The sequence below is a fragment of the Streptomyces daliensis genome (assembly GCF_054782395.1).
The window spans coordinates 71,243-85,780 of the sequence record NZ_BAAGSO010000009.1 but is presented as its reverse complement, the minus strand read 5'-3'; the positions used below and the strand labels follow the sequence as shown (position 1 = coordinate 85,780).

Sequence of the window (14,538 nt, the reverse complement as noted above, 5' to 3'; positions counted from 1 at the left end):
CTGTGCCCGCGCCCCATGGTCAGTAACCGCTTCGGGGGCATCCAATCGGCCTATGCTGGGGGCATTTTTACGGCCCTGTACGGCCACCCATCGCGGCTACGGGAACCCCGCTGGGGAACTAGCGGTCGGGCTCCGGGTCCTTGAGCCAGCTCACCAGCTCCGCCGTGAACGCCGCCGGATCCTCCTCGTGCGGCCAGTGTCCCAGGCCGTCGAAGAGCCGCCAACGGTACGGCGCCTCGACGTACTCCACCGAGCCCGCCGCGCTCCGGGTGCGCAGTACCGGATCGAGTGAGCCGTGCAGGTGGAGCGTCGGCACGCGCACGGGGCGCTTCATGCGCCGGTTGAACTGGATGCCGTCGGGCCGCGCCATCGAGCGCACCATCCAGCGGTACGGCTCGATCGAGCAGTGCGCCGTCGAGGGGATGCACATGGCGCGCTGATAGCGCTCGACGGCCGCGTCGTCCAGGTGGTCCGACATCTTCGGGCCCGACCACTCCCGTACGAGCCGTCCGACCAGTGCTCCGTCGTCCGCGACGAGTTGACGCTCCGGCACCCACGGCCGCTGGAACCCCCAGATGTAGGAGCCCGCCGAGGTCTGCCGCAGGTCGCCCAGCATCGAGGCGCGCCAGCGCCTCGGGTGGGGCATCGACGCGACGGCCAGCCGCCGGATCAGCTTGGGGCGCATGACGGCGGCCGTCCACGCGAGGTAGCCGCCCAGATCGTGTCCGACCAGCGCCGCGTCCGGCTCGCCGAGGGAGCGGATGACGCCGGTGACGTCGAGGGCGAGGTTGGCCGGATCGTAGCCCCGGGGCGTGCGGTCGCTGCCGCCCACGCCGCGCAGGTCCATCGCGACGGCGCGGTACCCGGCCTCGGCGAGCGCCGGGAGCTGGTGCCGCCAGGCCCACCAGTACTGCGGGAAGCCGTGCAGCAGCAGCACCAGCGGCCCGTCGCCCATCTCCGCGATGTGGAACCGTGCCCCGTTGGCCGCCACGTCCCGGTGGGTCCAGGGGCCTTCGGGTCGTACGACTGTCGCGGGGCTGTCGGGGAGCGTCATACGGACGAGCGTGTCACATGCTCGTCTGCGGCGCGGACCGTCGAACCGTTCGGCTTCACGAGGACCTGACCGTCCGAGTCCGCGCGGGCCGCGCGGGGGTGCGGCTTGACGTTCGAGAGGACGGCGGCGGTCTGCTTCGCGGAGGCGATGGACTTCTCCGGGGGCTTGATCTTCTTGAACTTGACGACCGCCGCCAGCACCAGGATCAGGGCCAGCACGATGAAGGCGCCGCCCACGATCAGGAAGGACCAGGCGAGGCCGAGCCCCAGGTTGTGGATGCCGTAGGCGGCGGCGAAGCTCAGCACCGGGAGCGAGAAGAGGAGCAGCACGCCTGCCGCGATCCCGGCGCCGCCGCCGATCGCCCCCCGCTTCACGTCCTGCCGGATCTCGGCCTTGGCCAGCGCGATCTCGTCGTGCACCAGCGCGGACATCTCGGCGGTTGCCGCGGCGACCAACTGGCCGAGGCTGCGGCCGTCGTCGGCTGCGCTCATCGGTATCTCCCTCTTCTCTTGACCCGTGCTGCTCGATGCTCTGCTGTCACTCTGTACCGCCACTCTGTACCGCTCAGGGTGACGTGTCACGCCGGGGGTGGGCGTATGCCCCCGTGCTCCCTCAGCATGCCGGATCATCGTCCGTCACGCGTCGGCCCGCGGCCACCTCGACGGGCCGTACGGGAACGGCGGCGCTACGGGGGTCCCGTACGGGACGGGTGAGGGGCGCCCGGCCGTGCCGGACGCCCCTCACTTTCAGCCCTCAGCCTGGACCGTCGGGCCCAGTTCTCGCTCAGTCCTCGCTCGACGCGCTCGGCAGCTTGTCCTGGATCAGGTTCATCACCGAGGAGTCGGTCAGCGTGGAGACGTCGCCCAGGGCGCGGTTCTCCGCCACATCGCGCAGCAGGCGCCGCATGATCTTGCCCGAGCGGGTCTTGGGCAGCTCCGCCACCGGCAGGATCCGCTTCGGCTTGGCGATCGGGCCGAGCTGCTTGGCCACGTGCGAGCGCAGCTCCTCGCTCAGCCCCTCGTCCTCGGCCGCCGTGCCGCGCAGGATGACGAAGGCGACGATGGCCTGCGTCGTCTGCGGGTCCGTCGCGCCGACGACGGCCGCCTCGGCGACCTTGGGGTGCGAGACGAGGGAGGACTCGACCTCGGTCGTCGAGATGTTGTGCCCGGAGACGAGCATCACATCGTCCACCCGGCCCAGCAGCCAGATGTCGCCGTCGTCGTCCTTCTTGGCGCCGTCGCCCGCGAAGTACTTGTTCTCGAAGCGCGACCAGTACGTGTCGAGGAAGCGCTTGTCGTCGCCCCAGATGGTGCGCAGCATCGACGGCCACGGCTCGGTGAGCACCAGATAGCCGCCCCCGCCGTCGGGCACCTCGTTCGCGTCGTCGTCCACGACCGTCGCGGCGATGCCGGGCAGCGGGATCTGCGCGGATCCCGGCTTGGTGTCGGTGACGCCGGGCAGCGGGCTGATCATGATGCCGCCGGTCTCCGTCTGCCACCAGGTGTCCACGACGGGCGTGCGGTCGCCGCCGATGTGGTGCCGGTACCAGACCCACGCCTCCGGGTTGATCGGCTCGCCGACGGAGCCGAGGACGCGCAGCGAGGACAGGTCGAACTTCGCCGGGATGTCGTCGCCCCACTTCATGGAGGCGCGGATCGCGGTGGGCGCGGTGTAGAGGATGGTGACGCCGTACTTCTGCACGATCTCCCACCAGCGGCCCTTGTGCGGGGAGTCGGGCGTGCCCTCGTAGAGCACCTCGGTCGCCCCGTTGGCCAGCGGCCCGTAGACGATGTACGAGTGGCCTGTCACCCAGCCGACGTCCGCCGTGCACCAGAAGACGTCGGACTCCGGCTTGAGGTCGAAGACGGCGCTGTGGGTGTAGGCGACCTGCGTCAGATAGCCGCCGGTCGTGTGGAGGATGCCCTTCGGCTTACCGGTGGTGCCGGAGGTGTAGAGGATGAAGAGCGGGTGCTCGGCGTCGAAGTTCTCCGGCGTGTGCTGTTCGCTCTGCCGCTCGACGACGTCGTGCCACCAGACGTCGCGGCCCTCGGTCCACTCGATGTCCTCCTGGCCCGTCCGCTTGACCACCAGCACGTTGCGGACGTTCTCGGTGCCGGGGCGGGTCAGTGCCTCGTCGACGGCGGGCTTGAGGGCGGAGGCGCCGCCCTTGCGGTAGCCGCCGTCGGCCGTGACGACCACGCGGGCGTCGGCGTCCTCGATGCGGGTGGCCAGCGCGTCGGCCGAGAAACCGCCGAAGACCACCGAGTGCGGGGCGCCGATACGGGCGCACGCCAGCATCGTGACCACCGTCTCCGGGATCATCGGCAGATAGACGGCGACGCGGTCACCGGCCTTGACGCCCAGCTCCGTGAGCGCGTTGGCGGCCTTGGAGACCTCGCGCTGGAGGTCGGCGTAGGTGAGGGAGCGGGAATCGCCGGGCTCACCCTCGAAGTGGAGGGCCACCCTGTCCCCGTTGCCCGCCTCGACGTGGCGGTCGACGCAGTTGTACGCGACGTTCAGCTTGCCGTCGGCGAACCACTTGGCGAAGGGCGGGTTCGACCAGTCGAGTGTCTCGGTCGGCTCGGTGCCCCAGCTCAGGCGGCGCGCCTGCTCGGCCCAGAAGCCCAGCCGGTCGGCCTTCGCCTGCTCGTACGCCCCCGCGGTGACATTGGCGTTCGCCGCCAGTTCGGCGGGTGGCGCGAACCTCCGCTCCTCCTTGAGCAGATTGGCCAGGTTGGCCGAGCTTTCGTTGCTCACGACTTCTCCCTTTCCCAGGGTGTCCGCATGTGTCCCAGGCCATAGCTCATCAGCCGGTACACCCCCATGACAAGGGCCCTCGGAGAAATTGGTTTAGACCTGTCAGGTCTGTCGTGGGGTACGGGTCCTGCGGCCTCGCGACTGCCCGGTGCGGGGGAGGGGGCCCGTCAGGCGAGGGTGCGCGCCAACTCGGCCGCGTCGTCGAGGCCGTTCGGGGTGCGGGACCCGGGGGCGGCGCCGGAACCGGGGCCGGGGGCGGGGCCGCCGCCAGGGGCGGACGCGGTGCCGGTGCCCGTACCGGTGCCGCCCCCGGTGCTGTTCCCGGCCGTCGTGTCGCCCGTCGCCGCCGCTATCGCCGCCGCCGTCGCGCTGCGGTCCCGCGCCACCTCGATCGACGCCATGACACGGGCGCCCCTGTCGGGCGCCATGTCCAGGCGTCCGAGCACCGCGGGCACGGCCACGGACGGCATGATGCAGTGGTAGAGGCTGGAGGCCCGCTCGCACACGTCCTCGTAGTCGGAGAACGTCTGGGACATCCCCTGGATGCCGGCGAAGGCGCCGACGATCATTTCGGCGGTCTGCTTCGTGGAGACGTGCGGCAGCAGTTCGCCGCTCTCACGGGCCATCTCCAGCTGCCCCCACACCTCTTGGGACCAGCGCAGATACGGGAGGCGCCGGTCCGGGGCGCCCCGGCCGCCGCGCTCGACGGTGAGCCGGACGCTGCCGCGTACGAGCGGGTCGCGCTTCAGCAGATGCCCCACCAGCATGCCCTGGTCCAGCATCCGCTGGAGCTTCAGCGGCTGTTCGGGAGGCGTCGGGACGGAGCTGACCTGCACGTCCAGTACGGCCTGTGCCAGTTCCTTCTTGGAGGCGAAGTGGAAGTACAGCGCCCCCTTCGTCACGCCCGCCGTCCGCAGGATGTCGGAGATCGTGGCGGCTTCGTACCCGATGTTGCCGAACACCTCGGCGGCGGCGCGCACGATCGTGGCCTTGGTCCGCGCTGCTCGCTGTTGCTGTGGCATGCCCTCTCCGTCTCTCGCCGCATCTGACACCAGCGGGGGTGCTCAGAACCGCACGGACAGTATCCATGGTTCGCTCGTAAAAGACCGTGCGGTTCATATTCTGGCAGCTTCGTCGCACCGGCCTTACGGGTGCGGGGCGCCATGACACGCTCGCCACAGGTTCCACACCCTGATGGCACGGGTCGTGACCGGAAACCGCGGGGGGCTGCGGGGGGCTGCGGGAAACCGCATGGAACCGCCACGCATCGCCTCCGGAGGTAAACAATCCGTCAATCCGGTTTCGTCTTGCGCACGCAGAGTGTCCTGTCCATGCGGGGGTGTCGGGGTGCGCCCGGGGCGCGTGGGGGACGCGTGGGTGTGGGCGCGGGTCCGGGCCGGGGCCGGGGAAGACGCCGTCGCCCCCGCGGCGGGGGAGGGCGCGGGGGCGACGGGCGGCCGGGCCGCGAACGGCCCTCGTGGTTCAGGCGGGTGCGAGCGCGAGGGCGTCGGACCAGTCGGCCTCGGAGCCGGCGGCGCGCAGCGGCCAGGGGCTCTGCTCGGCCATCAGCGCGGGCAGCGACAGCTCCCACAGCTCGCTCAGCCACGTGTGCACCTCGACGCCCGGTTCGAGCTGGTGCGGCTGCGAACCGGAGACGAGCGACATCGCCAGCGCCGCCACCGAGTGGGGCGCGAGGTCCCGCCGCAGGCTCTGGTCCTTCTCGGCCTCCATGGCGACCTCCATGAAGCACTCCTGCCAGTTGGCGAAGGAGTGCACCGACGGGTCGGAAGGAGTGCAGCGCTCGCGGGTCAGCCGCACGCCCGCGCGGGTCGTCTCGTCGTGCGCGAGCTGCTGCGCGGTCGCGTGCGTCATGTCGATGAGCGTCTGGAGCGCGGGGACGTCCCTGGCGCGCAGTTGCTCCATGCGGGCGCGTGCCGTCGAGCACGCCAGGAGCTGGACGGTGTCGGCCAGCTCGGCCTTGCTCGCGAAGTGGAACGACAGGGCGCCCTTGCTGACTGCTGCCATGCTGCTGACCTCGGAGAGCGTGGCCCGTTCGTAGCCCACGCGGTCGAACATCGTCGCAGCCGCCAACGTCAGGGCGGTCCTTGTGCGTTCGGCCCTTTCTTGCCTCATGTGTGGATTCCTTCAGCCGATCCGGCACGTGGTCGGCGAGCCGGTGGGGACACGGGCAGGGAATGATCAACGTCCTGTCAAGAATAAAAACGGCATGTACGGTTTGTCAACGGTCGGTCACTGTCCGGATGTTGCCCGGAACGCTCGGAAACCGCAAGGGGAGGCAAAGTGGTTGATCTTTGCAGTTCAGAGGCGTCTTTCTCTGTGAAATGCCTGTGCGTTGGCTGTGTGAGGTGTAGTCGCGCAAGGACGCGTGGTGACCAAATCGGCGTTCCACTGATGGTCAACGTCGCGTCCCATACCTGTAAAACAGGCATCTCGGTTTGTTAGAGTCACGAGGAGGCCACGCTCGCCGGGGCGCGACCGCATCCGAACTCCCTTCGCAGACGGGGACGTCCGAAACAGAAGAAGACGTCCGAGTCCGGACCCGAGGGAGTCCCCCGACCGCTTCGCTCATATCCGGCCGCAGGCAAGGGGGAGTGCGTGAGTAAGCCCGAGTCCCGTCTCCAGCACACGGTGCCGTCAGCCGTCGCCGACGAACTGGCCTCAGACGTCTTCGCCTCCCTGCCCAGAAGTGACCAGCGCCGCAAGGCGCGTCAGTACGTGCGCGGCCTGCTGGAGGCCGAAGGGCGCAAGTCCATCCGCAAGATCGCCGCGCTCACGGGCGAGCGCGCGGCCGAGCAGAGCCTCCAGCACTTCGTGAGCTGCTCCACCTGGCCCTGGGACGTGGTGCGGGCGACGCTCGCGCGGCGCATGGAGGCGGTGGTCCGCCCCTCCGCCTGGGTGGTGCGGCCGTTGGTGATCCCCAAGGCCGGATCGCGCTCCGTGGGCGTGGGCCGCAGGCTCGTTCCCGAACTGGGCCAGGTCATCAACTGCCAGCGCGCGTACGGCGTCTGGCTCGCGAACGACGCGGTGAGCTGGCCGGCCCACTGGCGGCTCGACCTCCCGGCCTCCTGGACGGACGATCCCACGAGCCGCCGCGAGGCCGACCTGCCCGACTGGGCCGCCGCCGAGAGCCCGTCCCTGGGCATCGCGCGGGCCGCCGTCGAGATGGCCGAGGGAGGCTGGGGCCTCGCCCGCCGCCCGGTGGTGCTCGACGCGGGTGACGGGGGCGACGACGGCACGGGCGCCGCGGTGCTCGCAGCGGCTGGGCTGCCCTTCATCGCCCGGATCAGCGGCACGGCCGGGGTCGTACCGACCGACGCGCCGGTTCCTGGGCGGGGGCGCGGGCTCGTTCCCGCGCACGAGGTGATGTGCGCGGTGCGCGGGCTGCGGCGGCCCGTGGAATGGCTGGATCCCGAGGGGGCTCCGCTGCGGACGAGCCTGGCGGCCAAGGTGCCGGTGACGGTGCGGAACCTCGCGCCGTACGCGCGGACGGGCGTCCTCGCGGGAGCGGGGCCGGGGCCCGGGGCGGGAGCGGGTTCCGGTGGGGTTTCCGGTGTGCGCTACGGCGGTGGTGCGGGGTCCGCCGACGGGCGGGTTCCGGGGCCGAGACGCGGGCACGGGCGCGTCGCGGGAGCCGGGGGCGGGGCCGCCGCCGTGCCGGGTGTCGTTCCCGGGCGGGCCGTTGGGGCGATGGCGCGGCCCGGACTCTGCCTGCTGGGCGAGTGGGAGCACCCGTACCGCTGGCCCGTGCGGTTCTGGCTGACCGATCTTGTGGGCGTACCGGCGGGTGTGCTGCTGCGCCTGACGAAACTCACCCGTCGCGTCGACCGCGACCTCACCGAAGTGGCCGACGCCGTGGGCGTCCGCGACTTCGAAGGGCGCACCTTCCCTGGTTGGCACCGCCACACCACATTGACCTCGGTCGCACACGGGGCAGCGGTGCTGGCGACGGCGCGTGGGGCGCGGGTAAGGAGCGGGGCCCCTGGACCCCGCTCCTTACCCGGCATGCTGTCACTGCCCGGCGCGGCCCAGGGCCGTACGGGCTGACGGGGCTGCTCGGGCCCGGGCTGACCGGACTGGCCGGGCCGACCGGGGCAGGGCCGTCATCGCGGCTCCTTCGCCTCCAGGGGGCCGGGGTGCTCGGGGCGTTCCGGAGGCTCGGGGTGCTCCAGGCGTTCCGGCTGCTCCAAGGGGCCCGGGTGCTCCGGGTGTTCCGGGCGGACGGGAGCGAAGACGACGCCCCCGGGCGCGTCGGTACCGGTGCCGTCCAGTACGTACGCCTGTGCTCGTGCGACATCGAAGTACATCCCGTGCAGCTCCAGCGAACCCTCCCGCAGCCGACGGGCCACGCACGCGTGCGCGCTCAAGTGCTCCAACTGCTGCATCACGTTGTGCAGGCACAGCGCCTCGATCTCGTCCGCGATGTCGCGGTCCTCGATGCGCGGGCCGCAGCCGGAGCTGTCGGCTCCGCCCTCGGCGCCCCCGTCGCCGGGTGTTCCCAGGCGCTTCAGGCTGGGGTGGCCGTGGCGCAGCCAGCGGCTGAGCGGTGAACCGGCGCCGTCGGACGCCTCGTCGAGGCGGAGACCGGAGCCGGAGCCGGGGCCGGATCCGGAACCCGGCCCCGGACCGGAATCCGGGACACCCGTGGTGTGCAGGGCCTGCATCGCCCCGCATCCGGAGTGCCCGCACACGGTGATGGACTCCACCTTGAGCACGTCCACCGCGTACTCGATGGCCGCCGCCACCGATTCGTCCCCCGACTCCTCGCCGGGCGGCGGCACGAGGTTGCCGACATTGCGCACGGTGAAGAGGTCGCCAGGGCCGCTGGAGGTGATCATGCTGGTGACCAGCCGGGAGTCGGCGCAGGTCAGGAAGAGCTGCGAGGGCTGCTGCCCCTCCTTCGCCAGCCGCGCCAGCTCCTCCCGTACGAGCGGGGCCGTGATGCGCTGGAAGTTGCGCACCCCGCCCAGCAGTTGCCCGCGCCTCGGCGTCGCGGCCTGCTGCTGGCCGGATCTCGGCCTGGTGCAGTGGTGGTTGCGCCAGGGCGTCCAGGGGGTGCAACTGTGCGCGGACGCCGGCTCCGCGATCCGGTGGCCCGTGCGTCCCGTGATCTCCACCTCCCCGCCCTTGGCCGTGTGCGCGCCCCGCCAGTCCTGGAGGGATTCGTAGGCCGCGTGATCCATGAACGAACCGTCCAGCTCCACCACTGCTTTTTCCCCTTCCGGTACCTGTGCCAGTGCCCGGCTCAGCCGGGGCACCGCGAGAAACGTCAACTGCCCGCGCACCCGCACCCGGTGTTCCCCTCCCGGGACCTGCTCGTGGGTGATGCGCGTGCGCGTCAGCCGGTGCAGCGCCGTGGCCACGGCGACCGCGATGCCGATCACGACGCCCTGGAGGACGCCCGCGAGGACGACGCCGGTGATCGTGACGGCGTAGACCAGGAACTCGCGGTTCCTGTGCACGTTCCTGATGTGCGCGAAGCTGACCATCTGGATGCCGACCACCATCACGAGGGCGGCCAGTGACGCCAGCGGGATCAGTTCCAGCGCCCCCACGAGCAGCAGCGCGGCCAGCGCCACCCACACCCCGTGCAGCACCGTGGATCTTCTGGAGACCGCTCCGGCCCGTACGTTCGCCGAGCCCCGCACGGCGCCGCCCGAGAGCGGAAGCCCGCCGAGCGCGCCGGAGACCGCGTTCGCGATGCCCTGGCCGCGCAGCTCCTTGTCGAGATCGGAACGTGGCCCCGTCGGACCCGGGCGCTCCGCCTCCAGCTTGTCGACGGCGACCGACGAGAGCAGTGACTCCAGGCTCGCCACCAGCGTCACCGTCAGCACGGCCGCCACCAGGCCCAGCAGCGGGCCTTGCGGGCTCTCGGGCAGCACGTGGCTGCGCCATGACGGCAGGTGCACCTTGGGCAGCGCGGGAGCGGCCACCGCCGCCACCGCCGTGGCGAAGACCACGGCTACCAGCGCCGCCGGGACACGTCTGGCCCTGTCGCCCGCGCGCCCGGGGAGCCGTGGCCACAGGAGCAGCACCGCGATGGTCAGCAGCCCGATGGCCGGTGCGGCGGGCGACAGCCCCGAGAGCTGGGCGGGCAGCGCGATCAGGTTGGTGATCGTGTTGCCCTCTGGCTGGCCGCCGAGCACCACGTGGAACTGGGCGACGGCGATCGTGATCCCGATGCCCGCGAGCGTGCCGTGCACGACGGCGGGGCTCACGGCGAGCGCGCCGCGTGCCACCTTCAGCATCCCCAGGAACAGTTGGACGATCCCGGCGAGCACGGTGATGGCGCAGGTGGTGCGCCAGCCGTAGATCTGGATCAGCTCGGCCGTGACCACCGTCAGCCCCGCGGAGGGGCCGCTGATCTGGAGCGGTGTCCCGCCCAGCAGCCCGGCGACGATCCCGCCCACGGCTGCGCCCACCAGCCCCGACTGGAGCGGGGCCCCGACGGCGATGGCCAGGCCGAGGGAGAGGGGGATGGCGATGAGGAAGACGGTGATGGAGGCCGAGAGATCGCGGGCGAGCCCGGACCGTCCCGTATGGCCTCCGTTTTCGGCTCCGCTTCCGTCTCTGTGTCTGTCTCTGTTCGCGGCTTCGTGTTCCGTGCCGGGGGAGGTCTCCGGCGGCGCGTCGGGCGTGCGCCGTCCCGGCCATCGCGAACGCGCCGCACGTGCCTGCGTACGGGCGGCCGCAGCCGCACTGGCGGAGTCGCGGGAGGCCCACGAGTACGGCGAACCGTGGTCGTGATCGTGTTCGTGGGCGTGATCCGGGCCATGAACGTGGTCGTGGCCGTGGCCGTGGCCGTGGTCGTAGGCGTGCGGGAGGTCGTTGGTGCGGGTCCCGGCGGCAGGGCCGTTCCGGGAAGCACAGGGGTCGGGGGTGCGCCGACTGTGGGCGGCAGTAGCGCGCACAGGGGTACAGGCGGACATCGTGTCTCCTTCGCGGCGGCACGGTGTGTAACCGTCTGACTACTCTCAAGCGTTGGTAAACGAACCGTAATGCCATGTAAAGGCCGGAGGGAACCCCTGTCGGCCCATACGGGAGGCCGTTCCACCCAAGGAGTGAACAGTCATCCGGATGCCCTTGTCGTATTTATTCATCTTGGGTGCTATGTCACGTTTTATGTGACCGCGTTTGCCGCTGGTCGTGGAATCGGCGGGCACGGCAAGGGAGAGGTGGGCCGATGACAGCCACGCGAAGCCGGGTCGCGGCAGTGACCGCCGGAGTGGCCGCCGGACTGGCACTGACCGCGACGATCAGCGGCTGTTCGGGCGGCGGGTCCGGGGGTGACGGCGGTTCGGCACCGGAGGAGAAGCCGGAGCAGCAGACCCGGACCATCGGCGACGGCTCGATGTCCGTCACGGGACGCCAGCCGCACCAGCCGAGACCCAGAAAGCTGCGTCCGGGCGAGAGGCCGCCGCAGTTCGTGGTCTTCTCCTGGGACGGTGCGGGCGAGGACGGCAAGAAGCTCTTCTCGCGCTTCCGCGAGATCGGCAACAAGTACGGCGCCACCCAGACCTACTTCCTGAGCGGGATCTATCTGCTGCCCGAGGGCAAGGCGCGGCACTACGACCCGCCGGGCCACCGCAGGGGCGCCTCCGACATCGGCTACCTCAAGGACAGGAACGTCAGGGCCACCCTCCGGCAGGTGCGCGAGGCGTGGCTCGACGGCAGCGAGATCGGCACCCACTTCAACGGGCACTTCTGCGGCCCCGGCGGGGTCGGCGACTGGTCGGTCGACCAGTGGAAGAGCGAGATCGACCAGGCGAAGTGGTTCGTGGGGAACTGGAAGTCGACCACGGGCTGGGAGGCCCTCGACGCGCTCCCCTTCGACTACGAACGCGAGCTGGTCGGGGGCCGCACCCCCTGCCTGGAGGGCCGGGACAACCTCGTCAAGGCGGCCCGGCAGATGGGCTTCCGCTACGACTCCAGCGGCAACGGCACCCAGGTCTGGCCTGGCAAACGCGGCGGCCTGTGGGACCTGCCGCTCCAGCAGGTCCCGATGCCGGGCCACGGGTACGAGACGCTCGCGATGGACTACAACTTCCTCGCGAACCAGTCCGTGACCGTCGACGGGCCCGTCGAGAAGCGCCCGTACTACAAGCGGCAGATGCGCGGCGGCCTGCTCGCCGGGTTCGAGCGCGCCTACGAGGGCAACCGCGCCCCGATGATCATCGGCAACCACTTCGAGGACTGGAACGGCGGTATCTACATGGACGCCGTCGAGGACGTCATGAAGACCGTGTGCCGGAAGGCGGACGTCCGCTGCGTCTCCTTCCGGCAGCTCACCGACTGGCTCGACGCGCAGGATCCCGAGGTCCTCCGCAAACTCCGCACCCTGGAGGTCGGCGAGCGCCCCGAGAAGGGCTGGGCCTCCTTCCTCGCGGGCAGCCGTTCGCATCTGATGTCGCGCTGACGGCCCGCCAGGGGCCCCGGGATTCCCAGGGCTCCCGGGGGCCGGGCGCCGCTGTGAAGCGGCGCCCGGAAGCCGTCGGGGACGGGCAAGGGAGGCGCGGGGCCCGTCAGGCGGGCTGCGGCTCGGGCTCCTCGCGCAGGACGAAGGACGGGTCGACCTGCGCCGCCAGGTCGGTTCCCGTCCGCTCGTTGCCCCAGCTCTCCGCGTTGCGCAGGTGGAAGTGCACCATCTGCCGCGTGTAGCGCTCCCAGTCGCGGGCCTCGTAGGCGCCGTCCGCGGCCTCCGACAGGGCCTCCAGCGCGCGCCGGTTCCCCTCCTCCAGCTCGGCGAACGGGCGGGGGCGGCCCTTCTCCATGGCGCGGACCCAGTCCGAGTGGCCGACGGTGAGCAGCAGGTCCTCGCCGACCTCCTCGCGCAGGAAGTCGGCGTCGTCCTGGCTCTGCACCTTGTTGCCCACGACCTTCAGCGCGACGCCGAAGTCCCGCGCGTACTCCTTGTACTGCCGGTAGACCGACACGCCCTTACGGGTGGGTTCCGCGACGAGGAAGGTCATGTCGAAACGGGTGAACATGCCGGACGCGAAGGAGTCGCTCCCCGCGGTCATGTCGACGACGACGTACTCCTCCCGCCCGTCCACGAGGTGGTTCAGGCACAGCTCAACCGCGCCCGTCTTCGAGTGGTAGCAGGCGACGCCGAGGTCGGAATCGGTGAAGGGGCCGGTCGCCAGCAGCCTGATGCCGCCCCCTTCGAGGGTGACGGGGCGCGCGCAGGCGTCGTAGACCGGGTTGTCCTCGGTGATCCGCAGCAGCCGTGAGCCCTCGCCGGGAGGCGTCGTCTTGATCATGGACTCGGCGGAGGCGATCCGCGGGTTGGAGCCGCGCAGATACTCCTTGATCAGCGGCAACTGGGCCCCCATCGCCGGAAGCGCCGCCGACTCCGCCTCGTCGAGCCCGAGGGCCGCACCGAGGTGCTGGTTGATGTCGGCGTCCACGGCGACGACCGGGAGGTGCCGTGCGGCCAGGTGACGGATGAAGAGCGAGGACAGCGTCGTCTTGCCGCTGCCGCCCTTGCCAACGAAAGCGATTTTCATGAACAAGAGCGTAGTCATCGCGGGCGCTCCGGGCTGACGCTCGGACCGCGAAGTCCACCCGATCGTGGGTGGCCACGTAATGTCGTACGCATGAGTAGCACCGCTGATCCCCTGGCGCCGCTGGGCGCGCTCCCCGGCGTGAACGACGCCGTGGACTCCGTACGGAAGGCCGTGGACAGGGTCTACGGGCACCGCGTCATGCGCCGTCGCAGCAGTGAGGTGACCGCCGAGGCGGCACTGCGCGGGGCGCGGGCCTCGGCCGCGCTTGACGGCGCCGACTGGGAGCTGGAGGAGGTACGGCGGCGCACCGACTTCGGCGTCGAGGGCGAGCCCCGTACCGTCGGCGCCGCGCTGCGGGTGACGGCGGAGTCCGGCCAGCTCCTCGACGTGTGGCGGCAGTCTCCGCTCCGAGTACTCGCGCGTCTGCACCTGGTGGCGGCCGGGGGCGTCACGGAGGAGGAGCGCGTGGGCAGGCCCAGGCTCGCGGGCGAGCCCGTGGAGGACGCCCTCCTGGAGGCCGCACCGCCCTCGGCCGACGAGGTCTCGGCGCGGCTGGAGGGGCTGGCCCAGCTCGTGGTCGGCGGCTCTTCGGCACCGGCGCTGGTGCTGGCGGCCGTGGTGCACGGGGAACTGCGGGTGCTGCGGCCCTTCGGCTCGTACAACGGGCTGGTCGCGCGCGCGGCCGAGCGTGTGGTGCTGGTGGGCAGCGGACTCGACCCGAAGTCGATCTGCCCGGCCGAGGTCGGCCACGCGGAACAGGGGCGCGAGGCGTACGTGCGCGCGCTGAACGCCTACGCGGCCGGGACGCCCGAGGGTATGGCGGAGTGGATCGCGTACTGCGGCCGGTCCGTCGAACTGGGCGTGCGCGAGAGCACGGCGGTCTGCGAGGCGCTTCAGCGCGGCGCTGCGTAGGGCCTGGGCTGGGCGCCTGGATGTCTGGGGGCCTGCGGACCTGGCGGAAGGGGCCCGAGGACAGAAAATGCGGCGGCACTGCTTCGAAGGCGGTGCCGCCGCTGGCATGTTCACCGGGTTACCAGTGCGTGCTCTCCATAGTGTCCGTCATCGGGCCGGAACGTTGCCCGGTTCCCGAGGGGACGTGCCCGATACGCGGGCTAGGCGTCGCGTGGGTGCCCTGTGTTCATGCGTACGGTCCGTGGGCCTTGGTGCGTGAACGGGATCCTCTCGGATGCCGTTGGTCTCGCG

General features: G+C 71.2%; 10 protein-coding genes. 3 read left to right on the top strand and 7 right to left on the bottom strand.

Annotated elements, in window-relative coordinates; all coding sequences use genetic code 11:
- Positions 1–118: 118 nt before the first annotated feature.
- The 5 genes from ACYVOO_RS02795 to ACYVOO_RS02775 form a co-directional block, all read right to left on the bottom strand.
- Positions 119–1,054, bottom strand: a complete 936-nt coding sequence (locus ACYVOO_RS02795; RefSeq protein WP_461014049.1) for an alpha/beta fold hydrolase — start codon at positions 1,052–1,054, stop codon at positions 119–121.
- Positions 1,051–1,545 carry a phage holin family protein gene (locus ACYVOO_RS02790; RefSeq protein ID WP_461014048.1) on the bottom strand — a complete coding sequence of 165 codons (495 nt, stop codon included), beginning with the start codon at positions 1,543–1,545 and terminating at the stop codon, positions 1,051–1,053. Before ACYVOO_RS02790 ends, ACYVOO_RS02795 begins: the two co-directional genes overlap by 4 nt.
- A gap of 292 nt (positions 1,546–1,837) precedes the next feature.
- Entirely contained in the window at positions 1,838–3,811 is a 1,974-nt protein-coding gene (acs, locus tag ACYVOO_RS02785; RefSeq protein ID WP_461014047.1) for an acetate--CoA ligase, read from the bottom strand.
- Between the two features lie 167 nt (positions 3,812–3,978).
- The gene (locus ACYVOO_RS02780; protein WP_461014046.1) at positions 3,979–4,833 is read right to left on the bottom strand and encodes a ScbR family autoregulator-binding transcription factor; all 855 of its coding nucleotides are present in this window, start codon (positions 4,831–4,833) and stop codon (positions 3,979–3,981) included.
- A gap of 460 nt (positions 4,834–5,293) precedes the next feature.
- Positions 5,294–5,944, bottom strand: coding sequence for a ScbR family autoregulator-binding transcription factor (locus ACYVOO_RS02775; protein WP_453346624.1), 651 nt, complete (start codon positions 5,942–5,944; stop codon positions 5,294–5,296).
- A 483-nt stretch (positions 5,945–6,427) separates the two neighbouring features.
- Here ACYVOO_RS02775 and ACYVOO_RS02770 point away from each other — a divergent pair, with 483 nt between their 5' ends.
- The gene (locus ACYVOO_RS02770) at positions 6,428–7,876 is read left to right on the top strand and encodes an IS701 family transposase (protein ID WP_461014045.1); all 1,449 of its coding nucleotides are present in this window, start codon (positions 6,428–6,430) and stop codon (positions 7,874–7,876) included.
- A gap of 56 nt (positions 7,877–7,932) precedes the next feature.
- Here ACYVOO_RS02770 and ACYVOO_RS02765 read toward each other — a convergent pair whose 3' ends face one another.
- Complete coding sequence (locus ACYVOO_RS02765) at positions 7,933–10,758, bottom strand: SulP family inorganic anion transporter (protein WP_461014044.1); 2,826 nt, start codon at positions 10,756–10,758, stop codon at positions 7,933–7,935.
- A 254-nt stretch (positions 10,759–11,012) separates the two neighbouring features.
- On the opposite strand from ACYVOO_RS02765, the gene ACYVOO_RS02760 reads away from it, so the two are divergent.
- Positions 11,013–12,245: a polysaccharide deacetylase family protein gene (locus ACYVOO_RS02760; protein ID WP_461014043.1), complete on the top strand. Its 1,233-nt coding sequence runs from the start codon at positions 11,013–11,015 to the stop codon at positions 12,243–12,245.
- 106 nt (positions 12,246–12,351) lie between these two features.
- Here ACYVOO_RS02760 and ACYVOO_RS02755 read toward each other — a convergent pair whose 3' ends face one another.
- Positions 12,352–13,335 carry an ATP-binding protein gene (locus ACYVOO_RS02755; RefSeq protein WP_461014042.1) on the bottom strand — a complete coding sequence of 328 codons (984 nt, stop codon included), beginning with the start codon at positions 13,333–13,335 and terminating at the stop codon, positions 12,352–12,354.
- Positions 13,336–13,425: 90 nt separating this feature from the next.
- On the opposite strand from ACYVOO_RS02755, the gene ACYVOO_RS02750 reads away from it, so the two are divergent.
- The gene (locus ACYVOO_RS02750; RefSeq protein WP_461014041.1) at positions 13,426–14,247 is read left to right on the top strand and encodes a Fic family protein; all 822 of its coding nucleotides are present in this window, start codon (positions 13,426–13,428) and stop codon (positions 14,245–14,247) included.
- Positions 14,248–14,538 lie beyond the last annotated feature (291 nt).

Excerpts from the sequence above, each read along its gene's own strand:
- ACYVOO_RS02795 (WP_461014049.1), bottom strand. The coding sequence starts at position 1,054 with ATGACGCTCCCCGACAGCCCCGCGACAGTCGTACGACCCGAAGGCCCC.
- ACYVOO_RS02790 (WP_461014048.1), bottom strand. The coding sequence starts at position 1,545 with ATGAGCGCAGCCGACGACGGCCGCAGCCTCGGCCAGTTGGTCGCCGCG.
- ACYVOO_RS02780 (WP_461014046.1), bottom strand. The coding sequence starts at position 4,833 with ATGCCACAGCAACAGCGAGCAGCGCGGACCAAGGCCACGATCGTGCGC.
- ACYVOO_RS02775 (WP_453346624.1), bottom strand. The coding sequence starts at position 5,944 with ATGAGGCAAGAAAGGGCCGAACGCACAAGGACCGCCCTGACGTTGGCG.
- ACYVOO_RS02765 (WP_461014044.1), bottom strand. The coding sequence starts at position 10,758 with ATGTCCGCCTGTACCCCTGTGCGCGCTACTGCCGCCCACAGTCGGCGC.
- ACYVOO_RS02760 (WP_461014043.1), top strand. The coding sequence starts at position 11,013 with ATGACAGCCACGCGAAGCCGGGTCGCGGCAGTGACCGCCGGAGTGGCC.
- ACYVOO_RS02755 (WP_461014042.1), bottom strand. The coding sequence starts at position 13,335 with ATGAAAATCGCTTTCGTTGGCAAGGGCGGCAGCGGCAAGACGACGCTG.
- ACYVOO_RS02750 (WP_461014041.1), top strand. The coding sequence starts at position 13,426 with ATGAGTAGCACCGCTGATCCCCTGGCGCCGCTGGGCGCGCTCCCCGGC.